At 37.2% G+C, this 14,480-nt stretch carries 11 protein-coding genes; 1 reads left to right on the forward strand and 10 read right to left on the reverse strand.

Annotation, left to right across the window (positions count from 1 at the left end; translation table 11 throughout):
- Positions 1-62: 62 nt before the first annotated feature.
- On the reverse strand, positions 63-1,007 hold the full coding sequence (waaF, locus tag CVT05_RS06025) for a lipopolysaccharide heptosyltransferase II (RefSeq protein WP_107698154.1): 945 nt from the start codon (positions 1,005-1,007) through the stop codon (positions 63-65).
- The gene (locus CVT05_RS06030) at positions 1,004-2,047 is read right to left on the reverse strand and encodes a glycosyltransferase family 4 protein (RefSeq protein WP_107698155.1); all 1,044 of its coding nucleotides are present in this window, start codon (positions 2,045-2,047) and stop codon (positions 1,004-1,006) included. The genes waaF and CVT05_RS06030 overlap by 4 nt, the downstream gene beginning before the upstream one ends.
- Before the next feature lie 119 nt (positions 2,048-2,166).
- Between CVT05_RS06030 and polA the strand changes: the two genes are divergently transcribed.
- Positions 2,167-4,803, forward strand: a complete 2,637-nt coding sequence (polA, locus tag CVT05_RS06035; RefSeq protein WP_107698156.1) for a DNA polymerase I — start codon at positions 2,167-2,169, stop codon at positions 4,801-4,803.
- Here polA and CVT05_RS06040 read toward each other — a convergent pair.
- The 8 genes from CVT05_RS06040 to CVT05_RS06075 all read right to left on the reverse strand — a co-directional run bounded on the left by CVT05_RS06040 (position 4,795) and on the right by CVT05_RS06075 (position 14,401).
- A complete protein-coding gene (locus tag CVT05_RS06040) occupies positions 4,795-6,585 on the reverse strand; it encodes a P-loop NTPase fold protein (RefSeq protein WP_107698157.1) in 1,791 nt (596 codons plus the stop codon). The two genes, polA and CVT05_RS06040, sit on opposite strands and share 9 nt — an antisense overlap.
- Positions 6,586-6,705: 120 nt before the next feature.
- Positions 6,706-7,800, reverse strand: coding sequence for a succinyl-diaminopimelate desuccinylase (dapE, locus tag CVT05_RS06045; protein ID WP_107698158.1), 1,095 nt, complete (start codon positions 7,798-7,800; stop codon positions 6,706-6,708).
- An 8-nt stretch (positions 7,801-7,808) separates the two neighbouring features.
- Positions 7,809-9,722 (reverse strand): EAL domain-containing protein, encoded by a 1,914-nt coding sequence (locus CVT05_RS06050; RefSeq protein ID WP_107698159.1) that lies wholly within the window; start codon positions 9,720-9,722, stop codon positions 7,809-7,811.
- Positions 9,723-9,797: 75 nt separating this feature from the next.
- Entirely contained in the window at positions 9,798-12,002 is a 2,205-nt protein-coding gene (locus tag CVT05_RS06055) for an endonuclease MutS2 (protein ID WP_107698160.1), read from the reverse strand.
- Complete coding sequence (locus tag CVT05_RS06060; protein WP_107698161.1) at positions 11,999-12,343, reverse strand: hypothetical protein; 345 nt, start codon at positions 12,341-12,343, stop codon at positions 11,999-12,001. Before CVT05_RS06060 ends, CVT05_RS06055 begins: the two co-directional genes overlap by 4 nt.
- The gene (locus CVT05_RS06065; RefSeq protein ID WP_107698162.1) at positions 12,337-12,654 is read right to left on the reverse strand and encodes a hypothetical protein; all 318 of its coding nucleotides are present in this window, start codon (positions 12,652-12,654) and stop codon (positions 12,337-12,339) included. Before CVT05_RS06065 ends, CVT05_RS06060 begins: the two co-directional genes overlap by 7 nt.
- The gene (murC, locus tag CVT05_RS06070; RefSeq protein WP_103621072.1) at positions 12,654-13,961 is read right to left on the reverse strand and encodes a UDP-N-acetylmuramate--L-alanine ligase; all 1,308 of its coding nucleotides are present in this window, start codon (positions 13,959-13,961) and stop codon (positions 12,654-12,656) included. Before murC ends, CVT05_RS06065 begins: the two co-directional genes overlap by 1 nt.
- Positions 13,962-14,047: 86 nt before the next feature.
- Complete coding sequence (locus tag CVT05_RS06075; protein ID WP_107698163.1) at positions 14,048-14,401, reverse strand: MmcQ/YjbR family DNA-binding protein; 354 nt, start codon at positions 14,399-14,401, stop codon at positions 14,048-14,050.
- Positions 14,402-14,480: the final 79 nt, after the last annotated feature.

Here is a 14,480-nt window from a genome sequence, read left to right on the forward strand (position 1 = left end):
TGTAGTCAAATAAAAACTAAAATTTTTAATTTTGTATGTATATATTTAATATTTTTAGAATTTCAAAAATTTAATTTCTTTCTTAATAGCTCTATTTCAGTGATAACTATTTTTGGCATGAGCTCCTTCATACAGGCATGTGTTTTTATGGGACACACTCGCTTCATGCATGGCATACACTCTAAATTTAAATGCACTATCTTTGCGCTTTCATCTTGCCATGGGCTAGTCTCTTTAAATTTAGTCGGTCCAAAAAGAGCCACAAGTGGCACTTTATAGGCAGCTGCGATATGCATAGGACCACTATCATTTGTCAAAAAGATACCATTTTTTATAGAGCCTATTAGTTCACAAAGCTCTTTTATACTCGTTTTTCCAGCCAAATTTTCACATTTCATACCATTTTGTAAGAGTATTTGCTCGATTTCATTGCAAATTTCAAGCTCAGCTTTTGAGCCAGTGATCTTTACATCAAATTCATCTTTAAAATGAAGTGCAACCTCCGCAAAATAGTGCGGATACCATCTCTTGGCACTTCCGTAGCTAGCACCTGGATTTAGCACGAGGAGTTTTTGCTCGCTTTTTTTGGCTTCATAATAAATTTTTAGTTCGTTTGAAATTTCTTTTAAATTTAGGCCTTGCTTTATGAAATTTAGATATTTTTGCACCTGATGCAAGCTCTCGCTACTCTTTTTAAAGCAAAATTTTTGCGTTGCTTTTAGAAAAAATAGCAAAAATTTACTAGCAAACGAGCTTCTAAAACTAATAGCGATATCAAATTTTCCAAGCTTTCTAGCTGTTTTTATAAGGCTTAGATATCTTGAGCTTTGCTTTTTACTATCATCAATTACTACTTTTTCGCACTTTGGATGTGATTTATAAAGCTCACAGGCCACATAAGAGCCAAAAAATACAATATTTTTAGCATTTTTACTTAGATTTTCTATCGCCGCACTCGCCATCACAGCATCTCCAAGCCAAGTTGGAAGCTCTATAAATACTCTCACTTTTGCTCCAAATTTAGCACTTCGTTTATGATTTTAAGAGTTTTGCTTGCATTTTCTTCTATACTAAATTTTTGTGAAAGTAAAAATGACTTCTCTTGCAGCTCTCTCATCATGTCATTATCATTAAGCACCTGCTCCACTAGCTCCAGTATACTTTCATCATTTGGTTCACGCATGATAAAACGATTTTCTAAAATTTCAGCTGCCCCATTTTGAGCCGTTGTAAAGACAATGTTTTTAAAGCTAAGTGCCTCTAGAACGACATTTGAAAATGGCTCATAGTGTGTTGGAAATATAAAAATATCGCTTGCTTCATAAAATTTTGCAGTCATTTTTTGCTCACCTATAAAAAATGCCTTTATCTTTAGCTTTTTTGCTAGCTTCTTATATGAATTTAAATTTTTATCTTTGCCTACTATTAGTGCATTTACTGGCGTTTTTAGCTTTGAGACAAGAAGCAAAAAGTCCTTTGCTCCTTTTCTTTTAAAGCCATTTCCGACAAAAAGCACAATTGGTAAATTGTAATCAAGTCCAAATTCTTCACATACGCTAAGTTTTGCTTCTCCTTTTTCTACCTTTTGTGGCAAATTTATACCGTTGTAAATGGTAACGATTTTTGACTCATCAATACCGTAAGCTGAGATGATTTGCTCTTTTATGTAGTTTGAATTTGCGATTATCTTTTCAGAATTTTTAAAGCAACGCTTTTCTAGATATGGATAGACAAAATTTAGAGGATTAACCCACCAAAATGGCTTTGTAGCACGATAAATTTTATGCACACCGTCCCCTGCTCTATAAATATCTGCACAACTCACTCGCTCCAAGCTAAAATATACCTCATCACTTTGTTTCTGGCGCTTTACCTGTGCGTTAAATCTCAAAGCCTTTTTCCATGACGAGATCCTAGTCTCTCCTAGATATGAGCGTATAGATGTGTCTATACCTACGTCTTTTAGGGCTTTGGCAAGCCTTCTTAAATAGCGTTCGGCACCACCGACTGCATTTGGATTGATACGTAAAAAAACTATTTTTTTCATGACCTCAAAGCTTTTTGTTTTTGTGATTTTTTATTTGTAATGTCCGCCATAATATCAAAAATTTTTATAAATCAGCCTATTTTTTGCCTAAATTTCATAAAATTACACAAAGGATAAAAATGAAAACACTTACAATTATTGACACTTTTGGTTTCTTTTTTAGGCTCTACTACGCCATGAGCGGACTTAAAAACCGCGAGGGCAAGCCAAGCGGTATGATTAGTGGCTTTGCAAATTTTATAGCAAGCCTCAAAGATGAATACCAAAGCGACTATCTCATCTTCGCACTTGATAGCAAAGGCAAGACCTTACGTCACGAAATTTTAGGTGATTACAAAGCAAACAGAAACGAGCCACCGGCTCAGCTAAAAGAGCAACTTCCAGTTTGCATAGATATGATAGAAAAAATGGGACTTTACAGCCTTAGCCGCGAGGGCTACGAGGCCGATGATATCATCGCAAGTGCGGTTAAATTTTGCAAGGATAAAGATATATTTGTGCGAATAGTCACCCACGATAAAGACCTTTACCAACTCATAGAGGACGGCAAAGTGAGCATCTACAGCCCGCAAAGCAAGATCGATCATGATAGCGCAAGCTGCTTTGAAAAATATGGCGTCTATCCAGCTCAGGTAAGGGACTTTCTAGCGATCGCAGGCGATAGTTCAGACAACATTCCAGGCGTCAAAGGTATTGGCGCAGTGGGAGCTAAAAAGCTTTTGGCTGAGTATGGCAGCTTAGAGGGGATTTATGAAAATTTAGCCCTTCTTAGAAACGAACGCACTAAAAATATGCTAGCAGCTGCAAAAGACGAAGCATTTTTGAGCAAAAAGCTAGCCACTTTATTTGATGACGCAGTTAGTTCGTTTGATCTTGAGCATTCTAAATTTCCAGAGCAAAATCCTCTGATAAATATCTCAGAAATTTTAAAAGAGTACGATCTAAACAGACTTCTTAAGAGCTTGCAAAAAGAGGAAAATGCTGAATTTAAACTTGGCTTTAGAGCAAATTTACTCCTTGATGAGGCTAGCATTGAAAAGCTACTCTCTAACGTCACGCCAGAAACCATCGTCGCCTTTGACACTGAGACCACGGGCGTTGATAGCAGGAGCGCAAAGATCGTTGGATTTAGCTTTTGCTTTAACGATGAGGACGCCTACTACGTGCCGGTAGCTCACAACTACCTTGGTGTGCCGCAGCAAATCAGCCTAAAATTTGCCACTTGGGCGATAGGGCAAATTTATAAAGGCTGCGTGATCGGACAAAATTTAAAATATGACTTTGAGATCGTGAAAAACAACCTTGGCCTTAATCCCCCAGCAAATTTTAAAGACACGATGATACTTGCGTGGCTTAGCGATCCAAACTCGAGTGTCGGCATGGACGCACTGGCAAAGAGGCTATATGACTACGATACGATAAAATTTGAAGATGTGGTCAAAAAAGGGCAGACTTTTGGCGATGTGCCACTAGAAAATGCCGCTAAATACGCGAGCGAGGATGCTTGGATAACGCTTAAATTTTATAAAACTTTTTTAAACACGCTTGATAAAAATTTACTAGCCCTTGCCGATACGCACGAGTTTCCTTTTATCCTAACGCTCTTTGAAATGGAGCAAAACGGCATCAAGATAAATGAAGCCAAAATGCAAAAGCTCATCCTTGAAAATGACACCAAGCTAAAGGCACTAACAAGTGAAATCTACGAGCTAAGCGGCGAAAATTTCAACATAAACTCAGTAAAACAGCTTGGCGTAATACTTTTTGAGCATTTAAAGCTTCCAACGAAAAAGAAGACAAAAACTGGCTATAGCACCGATGAGAGCGTGTTAGCTGAGCTCATAGACGCTCATCCAGTGATAGAAAAAATTTTAGCTTATCGCGAGCTATATAAACTACAAAGCACTTACTGCGAGCCACTTTTAGCGCTTGCGAAAAAGGATGAGGGCTCGCGAATTTACACGAGCTTTTTGCAAACTGGCACGAGCACCGGCAGGCTTTCAAGCAAAAATCCAAATTTACAAAATATCCCAGCTCGTGGCAGCCTCGCAAAGGATGTTAGAGAGTGTTTCGAGGCGCGCGAGGGATATAGCTTTGTGGGGCTTGACTACAGCCAGATCGAGCTTAGGCTGCTAGCTCACTTTAGCCGTGATCCTGCGCTGCTTACGGCGTTTAAAAATGACGAGGATATCCACGCAAGGACGGCTATTAGCATATTTGGTAGCAGCGATGGGCAAAATAGAGCCGTAGCAAAGAGTATAAATTTTGGCCTTATTTACGGCATGGGCTCAAGCAAGCTGGCAAATCAAGTAAATATCACAAGAGCCGAGGCGAAAGAGTATATAGAGCGCTATTTTAAGGCATTTGCGACGATTAAAGACTTTTTAGAGGGGATAAAAATTTCAGCTAAAAACGACGGCTTTGTGCAGACACTACTTGGCAGAAGGCGCTACTTTGACTTTAAAAGCGCTACACCTATGCAAATAGCTATGTTTGAGCGCGAGGCGGTAAATACGGTCTTTCAAGGCTCTGCGGCAGATCTAGTCAAGATGGCGATGGTAAAAGTTAGAGCAAATTTAGATGAAAATGCAAAAATGTTGCTTCAAATCCACGACGAGCTGATCTTTGAAGTAAAAGACGAATTTGCGCAGGAATTTGGCAAGGCAACGCAAAAGACGATGGAGGAAATTTACACCTTAAATGTGCCACTTAAAACATCGCTAAATATCGCCAAAAACTGGGGCGAGCTAAAATAACTCCATGCTTGGATTACCCTTTTCTTTTTCTAAGAACTCAAGTAATAAAGTCATTTGTAGTTTTTGGCTTTCATTGCCATTTTTCGATATGTCTTTAAATACACCTAGTATTTTATCTTTAAGCTCATCGGCTTTAGGATTTCTATCAGTGTGTAAAAATTTCACTGCACTATATACAAAATCTTTATTTGCATAGCAATATTTTTCTAAGTCTTCACTCTTTATTTCAGATGACAATACTTCTGGTATTGGGCTCTTACTCATGAAAATATTTTCTATTATACCTTCTGCAGTAGATATTTTAAAAAACTCTTTTTCATGCATAAGCTTATTGTATAAATCTTTAATTTGGTCATCAAAACCATTCATTTTATTGATAATCTCTGTATCAAAATATTCATATTGTTTATTATCAAATATAGATTTTAAATGTTTTAACAATACTTCGATGGCAAATTTACGATATTTTTCTTTATGCTTTTCGTCAAATTCTCCTAGTTTTTCTATATATAATAAAAAAGAATCAAATTCTACTATCTCTAATATTCTTTCCTTATTTTCTTCTAAATAACCAAAAAGTTTATTTGTAAAGTCAGAATTTTTGTATTGCAAATCATATATACCATTAAAGTATTCATTTATAATGCTATTTTTCGCTTCTTCAAATTGCTCCCTCTCTATTAGCCTCCCAACTATCTTCTTAAATTCATCAACATCTATAATCGATCTTTTTACATAAGAAAATATATTTAAACTTAATTGATGATAATCTACATCTCTAGAAAATATTAGTGCGTCTACATTACTCATATTTTTAAACAAACCATATATATCCTGCAATTTGCCATAAAAATTTCTTACACCAAAAAATTGTTCAACTTTACTTAGGGAATTCATAGAGTTTATAACAGATATTCCTAATATAAACTTCAAAATACAATCCCTTGTTTTTTTATGATTTTCTTCTACATTCTCTAAATATTTATGATAATCATTTAAAGCATTTATAGCTCGTCTAATTACCCTAATATTACTTATCTCATGTTTTTTAAAATATTGTCGTGCCACTTCTTGATAATCTCCAACTAACTCACCTGAAATAATGCTAAAAGATTCCTGCGGAGTCGGATTATAATAAAATTCGTAGTCCATAATTTTATCTTTGTATTCCGATAAAATTTTTTCTGGTTCTGTTTTATCCTCTTTTATTTGGCTATCATTTTTAAGCTCTTTATCTTTTAAATTTTCCTCATCTTCTTTTTGTATTTCTTTAGCATAATCCGTCATCTTTGAGCGATTTAAAATCATAACTATATGACAATTTTGCTGCTCTTTATATTCGGAAATCAGCCCTAGAATATCTTTTAAATTTAATTTATCAGAGATTCTTTCAAAGTCATCAAAGCAGATTATTGCATCTTTGTACTTATCCGTATACAAGGAGTCCAGCATAATTAAACCAAATTCTGCAATTTTATTATCTGCGAATCTTTTTGTAAAGAAACTAAAAATACCTGTAGGAATAAATTTTTCTGATATCTTTGATACAACTTTATTCTTTCTATAAAATTTTAAACTTATCTCTTGCTTTATTTCTTGAATACTTTCCTTGCCAAACAAGGAGACATAAACAGATTTTTTATTAAATTTTGAATCAGAAAAATTTTTCCAAAAAGTTGTTTTCCCTACGCCCCATTCACCGTCTAAAACAATGCATGTGCCAACTTTACGTTTTAGTATTTCTTCTAGTCTTTTTTCAATATCTACTTTTGAGTTATTCATAGCAAACCTTTACAGATTTTATTTTTAAAAAATTCCAATAGAAATTTAACATAACCGGCTAAAAAGTCATCTTATAAAAAGATATGCATTTTTGTTTTGAAGTAGTGAAATTTGCGAATATTATTCTTTGAAATTTTCTATCAAATCTTTAAAAATTTCATAAAGTTTATTTACTTCGTGGGCGCTAACTCGCTCGTTTTTGGCGTGTATGCGGTCGTTTATGACACCAAATTCTATCGCATCTACACCAAATTCGGCAAAGTGCCTTGCATCGCTCGTGCCGCCCTTTGTATTTAGAACTGGTGTGACTCCGGTGATCTTTGTGACAGAAGCTATTAAATTTTTTACGATTTTGCTATCTTTATTTGTTAAAAATCTCTTTGAGCTTTGCTTTATACTAAGCTCGTAATCAAGCCCTTTTAAAACCTCTCTAAGATAGCTCTCAACATCATTTACGTCAGTTAAATTTGAGTTTCTCACATTAAACATTATGCTAAGCTCGCTTGGCGTGACGTTACAAACTTGCATGCCGCCTCTAATATCAGTTATCACAATCTTGCTTGGACTAAAAAACTCGCTCCCAGCGTCCATATCGTGATCAGCTATTTTATTTAGAAGTGGAGCTATTAAATTTACCGGATTTATGCACTTTTCAGGATACGCCACGTGCCCTTGAACGCCCTTTATCACGATCTTGCCATTTATCGAGCCGCGCCTGCCAACTTTTATGCTATCACCAAATTCTTTATCACAAGTTGGCTCAGCCACTACGCAAAATTTTGGCAAATTATTTATCTCGCGTAAATATTCAAGTGCTAAAGGCGTGCCATATGTGCCATCACCCTCTTCGTCGCTTGTTAAAATAAGGCTTAGTTTGCCATCAAATTTCGCATCTTTAGCAGCGCAAACAAAAGCAGCCACGCCACTTTTCATATCCTGTGCGCCTCTTGCGTAGATGTAGTCATCTTTTTCATATGGTGTAAATGGCTCGCTATCCCAGCCCTCACCTGGAGGCACGACATCAACGTGTCCAGCAAAAGCTAGATGCTCACCGTCTCCATAAATTTTAGAAAGTATGAGATTTTTTGTGCCATTTTTTTCTATAAATTTAGCCTCAAAATCAGGCAAAAATCTAGCGATAAATTCTAAGCTTCCAGCATCATTAGGCGTGATAGAGCGAAAACTTAAAAGCTCTTTTAAAAAGCTAATTACCACTAAGTACCTTATGAGCCAGCACGCTCTGGTGCACCAAAATAAAAGCCCTGGAACTCATCTACGCCGATCTCTTTACAGATTTCAAATATCTCTTTTGAATGCACATATTCAGCAATAGTTTTTATACCAAGGTCTTTTGCAAATGCCACAATCGCACTTGCGATAGAGTGTGAATCTTTATTTATGTCTATATCTTTTATAATAGAGCCATCGATCTTCACGTAGTCAGGCTTGATCTTTATGATGTAAGAAAAATTTGAATATCCTGAGCCAAAATCATCGATAGCGATCTTTGCGCCCATGCTTTTTACACGCTCGATAAAATTTGAAACTCTCTCTAAATTTTTAAGCTCTTCATCTTCAACGATCTCAAATACTACTCTACCAGCAACATTGTGCTTGTTCAATAAATTTAAAACAAGTGAGCTAACATCACCATCAATCATATCTCTACTGCTTAAATTTATAGAAAGTACTAAATTCTTATCCTCTACAAGCTGCTTAAAACACTTTTTAATGAGTTGTTTCTCAAGATCAGCATAACGCTTAATGCGCTTTGAGATATCTAAAAAGACATTTGGTGATATAACGTCGCCTCTATCTAAAAGTCTTATCAAACATTCATATTTTACAGGTACCTTTTGATCATTAACTATCGGCTGAAAATAAGGAACAATATTGTTATTTATAGTGGCGTATTGTATCAGTTTAGAGCGTTCTATTTGAGTTGCATATTCCTCTTTTTGATTTAGCCCTTTGAAATAACAAACATAGTCTTTATCTTGCTCTTTTGCTGTTTTTAATGCTATTGTTGCTTTTCTTAGTGTTTGGTCACTATCAAGAGCAAAGCCTATTGTACTATGTATCTCGATACCTTCTATCTCTCTACCATCTTCATCGACTATACTTAGCATACGACCTTTAAAAATTTCTATCAAATCTTCAACCATATCTTCATATCTATCGATAAAGCTATCACTATCTTCTACCAGAGCAAACCTATCTGCTTCTATGCAGTAAGCTTTCATATTCTCATTTTTGGCAAATTCACTGATCAAATCAGCCATCTTTACCAAAATCTGATCACATGCAAATTTACCGTAAAAGTCATTCATCTTACCAAAATCATCAATATCTATAAGCACTACTTTAGGATTTTCATAGCTATTAATATCACGCACCAATGCTGTTTTATTTAAAAGTCCAGTCATCGGATCGATATAAAGCTTTTCTCCAAGCTCTTCTATCTGTTTTTTAGCATCTGTTTTTAATGCGTTATAGTTATTTTTTTCTTTTATATATTTAACCGCATACCATATACAAGTAGACAAAGCAACTATTGCACCAATGAGGCTTAAGATGAATGTTAAAGTCATATTATTTAAAAGCCACTCAAAAAAGTACTCATCATGCGTACCAGTAATACGTTGATCGACCTTTCCTTTAAAGCCTAATATATACTCTCCAACTGGCACAAACATACAAACTTGAGCGGCATTTTCTGGCAAAATTTTTGCCCAAAAATAATCTTTTTGGAAATTATGAGCAAAGATATTTCCACAGCTTTTGTCGTTAAATTCTTGATTTATTATTCTTTTATCTGAAGACGCTACGACCTTGTATCCATTTTTATTATCATCCTTTAATAAAAGGACATCGCCCATAGCACTATCGTTAATGTAAGATTGAAAATTTGCGACATCATATTTGCTGACATTTTTGAAATAATCAACATATTGATATGTCAAATAATCAACTTTCTTTCGAAGATTAAAACCATTTTCAGCAGAAGCATTATTAAATTTAAAATAAAAAACTGCCAGGTTTTCGACTAAAAAAATACTTCCCAAAACAAACACTAAACCTATAATCGTTTTAGTGATGTGTAGATTTTTGCCCGTTTGCTCATCCTTGTTACTCAAAAGTTACTTCCCTTATTTTGTGTACTTGCCCTGATTATATCAACCTTAAAATAAATTTTAACTTTTAGGAAGAAGTTAAAGCCTGACTATTTTAGCTCCATATCCGCCTTGATTTGCCGGTGCATCGTGAAATTCTTTCACGCTTGGATGCTCTTTTAAGAAATTTTTGACAGCAAAGGCAAGCTTGCCAGTGCCGATACCGTGAAATACGCTAACCTCGTCAAATCCCATAACAAGACTATCTGAGATAAATTTATCAAGCTTAGCTATCGCCTCGTCAGCTCTCATGCCGTGCAGATCAAGCGAGAGCGAGGCTGTTTTTGGCTTATCGACACTTAAATTTACGCCGCCTTTTTTAGGTAAGACTACCTCGTTGCCATTTTTTCTTAAAAGCTCAAGTGGCACACGTAAATTTATGCCATTTGACTCGATCATAGCGTCATTTTTAGAGATGCTTAAAACCGTGCCTTTTATATTTTCATACTTCACTCTATCGCCTACTTTTAGGCTCTCGCGCTCAGTTTTCTTAGGCTTAACGATGGCAGCTTTTTTCTCATTTGCCACGTTTAGCGCTCTTTGCTTGTCTTTAATGTCTTTGAAATTTATAACAGCTTTTGCCGCATTTATTGCTTCATAATACTCTTTTTCTAGGCGCGAAATAGTCGCATTTAGCTTAATCTCATTTTTCTCTTTTAGCTCTTTTTGCTCCTCAAGCAAGCGCTCCAGCCGCTCCTCTTTTGCCGTGACCTCTTTTATGCCCTCATTAAGCTTAGTTTGTAAATTTAGCGTCTTTGTGATGATCTCGTTTAAATTCTCTTTATCTTCGCCGTAAATTTTCTTTGCCTGAGCCACTAGATTTTGAGATATGCCGTATCTTGCCGCTGTTTCAAAGGCGTAAGACTTGCCGATCGTGCCTTTTAAAAACTCAAATTTAGGCCTTTGAGCCACCCCGTCGTAAAGTGCCGCCACTAGCTCAACCTCTGGATTCTTAGCTAGCAACATCGCAAGGCGCTTGTGGTGGGTCGTGATGATCATTTTGATATCTTGAGTGATGAGGCGCTCTATCATGACGCCATACAAGCTCGCAGCCTCCTCAAAGTCGGTGCCAAGCTCGATCTCGTCGATGCCTATGATGATAGATTTTTTAGTAAAAAGCCTTGCAAAATGCACCATCCTGCCAGCAAAGGTCGAGATGTCGTTTTTCACGCTTTGCGGATCTTCTATGATCGCGTCAAATTCTTTAAAAGAGCCGATACTTGAGCGGTTTGCGTCGATACGCATAGGCAGCAGATACTTTGCAAGAAGCGTGGCTGAGATGATCGATTTTAAAAGCATCGACTTACCACCAGCATTTACGCCGGTTATTAAAAGCACTTTTTTACTAAAATCCACACTCACGCTCTTTGGGTTTTTTAGCGCTGGATGGGCAAATTTCTCAAGCTTGATAACATGCGAGCTATTTGGCAAAACAAACTCATAGTCACGTGACCTAGCCAAATTTACACGAGCCTGATATGCGTCAAACTGATCAAAAGCGTTATTTATAAATTTCAAAAAAAGCAGGCTCTTGCTCATCTGCAAGCTAAATTTCTTGCAGTGCTCAAAAATGATCTCCTCTTTTCTATCAAGCAGCTCGCTTTGCTCCTTTTTTAGGCGCTCAGTGCTTGCAGGTGCGACGTAGAAGTAGCCGCCTGAGCTTCTAGCGATCACGGTGCCTTTTAGGGCGTGATTAAAACCACCACGCACTAAAAGTGCCTCTTGCGAGTTGATGTAGTGCGTCTGGGTATCGACTAGATAGGGCGTGATGTGTTTTGAGTAGATGAGCTTTTTAAGCTCAGCGTCGATCTGGCGCTTTTTCTCGCTAAATGCCTGCTTTATCGCAGCAAATCTCTCATCAACGCTGTCGCTAAACTCGCCATTTTCATCAAAGCTGTTTGCCATATGGCTCATCGCTTCAGGGATTTCAACTTTAGCGATCCACTCGCCAAGCCTACCTTCAAATTTTTGCTTTTTTAGATATGAAAAATACTTAATGATCTTTGCAAACTCGTAAATTTCGCTGATGTGAAGCACTGCTTGCTTGCTAAGTCTCATAAGCGCGTCATCAAGCTCTTTTATCTCGTCAGGTGCCTTGAAATCATACTTTGAAAGCTCGCTAATGTTTTCAAAGTGGATTTTGCTGTCGCCTTGTAAAAATAGCGGTTTTTGCCTTGCTAAAAAGGAGTTAAATTTATCCAGATACTCGCCAAGATCTAGCTTTAAAAATATCTCTTCAGTCATTGCTCACAACTTTTTATAGGCACGATGACGCCTGAAAGATCGCTAAATTCTCTTTTAGCTAAAAATGAAGCCGTGCCAAATTCATAGTTAAATTTCTCAGCGCTAACGTTGTATTCGCCGCATTTTAGCACTTTGCCCTGTTTAAAATCGCTAACTAGCTTTGAGATGGCGTCCTCATTTTTTGATAAATTTTGCTCGTAAAAATAGACGCAAACAAGGATCGCTACAAGCACCGCGCTAACAAGCGCTTTTACGCCTTTGCTGATCTTTTCATCTTTTATCGCCCAGATCGCTCCAAAAAGCAGCATCACGCCGGCGATTATTATCAAATTTCTTACCATTTCACGCCTTTATACTTTGCGATGAGCTCTTTGTAAAGCTCAGCATGAGGCTTGATCTTTTCTAAAATTTCAGCCCTAACCTCGCTGATATCTTGCTTTTCAACCAGCAAGCAAACAGCCATATACGGGGCATTTGGCAGCATCTCTTTTATCTGAGTGCTACTTAGCTTTTGCTCCCTTGCAAGCGCGATCAAGATATCTTTTTTACCTAAATTTATAAGGCTTGAAATTTCTTCTTCACTAAGCTCTTTTTCTTTTATCTCTTTTAAAATTTCATTTTCATCTTGAAGCTTGAAAGTGCTTAGATCCATTAATATCCGCCCCTTAGCTGCACGCTGATATCGCCCGCTCCAAAGCCAACTACGATGCCATCACTTAGGCGGTTTTTCACGCCAAATTCATCTGTAAATTCTATGCCCTCTTCAACCCTCTCGACCTTGTCTGTAAAGATCGGGTTATACTCGCTAAACTCACTCTTCATATCAACTTCAATCGGATTTTCTCCAGCTGCATAAACTGGCAAAATGACAAGCTCATCAACGCCTTTAAAGCACTCTTTAAAGCCAGGTAAATTTGTGCTAAGTCTTGTGTAGCGGTGTGGCTGAAATATCGCTGTGACGCTGTTTATACCTAAAATTTTGGCGTATTCAAAGACTGATTTTAGCGTTGCTTTTATCTCGGTTGGATGGTGCGCGTAGTCGTCGATTAGGACGAAATTTTTGTTTGCGCTAAGTATGTCAAAACGCTTTTTGATGCCTTTAAAATTTAGTAAATTTTCTCTGATGTCTTTAAGCGGTGTCTCATGCATCGCAGCAAGGATGGCTAAAGATGCGTCTATGGCGATGTGCTCACCCATGCCAAAGGCTTCAAATTTGCCTAAATTTTTAAGATTAAAGCTGGTGTATGGCTGATAGTCTCTTACAACCATTGTAAGCTCCGTGATGTCGGTGCTTGGGTAAAGCCTGATCGCATCAAGCTTAAGCGTGCTTAAAAACTCATCCTCAGCATTTATCACCCTAACTTTCGCACGCTCCAAAAAACCCTTGTAGGCTGCGTAAAATTTAGCTAGATCATAATCGTAGTGCTCCATGTGCTCTGGCTCTGCGTTTGTGACGATGGCTAGATATGGGTTTGAGTTTAGAAAGCTCGAATCGCTCTCATCAGCCTCAAATACGACGTTATCGCTTTTGGCGTAGCGCATATTTGAACCAAACTGCTTTGATATGGCGCCAATGATCACTGAGCCCTCGATTAGGCTTGCTAGCATCGCTGAAGTCGTGCTCTTACCGTGCGCGCCAGCTACTGCAAAGACGCACTTATCCTCAAGCACATAAGGCAAAATTTCTTTTCTAGAAAAGCACTTTATGCCCTTTCTCCTGGCCTCCACTAGCTCGATGTTATCCTCTTTTATCGCGGCCGAGTAGACCACAAAGTCTTGGTCTTTTATCGCCTCTTTGCAGTGCGGCGTGATGACTTCGATGCCTTCATCTTTTAGCTCTAGCGTCGTCTTACTCTCTTTGATGTCGCTGCCGCTTATCTTGTGGCCTTTTTCGTGTAAAAATCTAGCGATGGCTGAGATACCGATGCCGCCGATGCCTATGAAATGGACTTTTTTGATCTCGTTGTTTAGCTCTTGCAAATTTTATCCTTAAGTTTTTCGTGATTTTAACAAAAACTACTAAATTTAAGGCTGAAAAATGGCTTTTATTTGCTTAGCTCAAAGCTTTCATCTATCAGGTCAAAAACGGTTTTTTGTGAGATTTTGGAGTTTAAATTTACACTTATCCAGTTCTTTTTATTCATGTGATATGCCTTAAAAATTTGCTGCTCATCAACTAGTATCATCGCTAGATCTGGGCTGCATTTTAGATTTAAAACCTCTATAATCTCGTCACTTTTAAACCCAAGCTTGCTAGCGTTTATCTCCATAAGCAGTGCAAACCACTTCTCATTTTTCTTGTGACGAAAGGCACTAAATTTTGGATATTTTGGGAAAATTTGCTCACCTAAAACGTCAAATTTCTCTTTTATATATCCCTCAACGTCACTTCGTTTCAAATTTCACTCCAAAATTCCTTTAAAGAGCGATCATTATCATAGTTGTGATGGCACATTACTCAACTCACAATCGTGATAA

It is taken from the genome of Campylobacter concisus, assembly GCF_003049705.1.
GTDB lineage: Bacteria > Campylobacterota > Campylobacteria > Campylobacterales > Campylobacteraceae > Campylobacter_A > Campylobacter_A concisus_AR.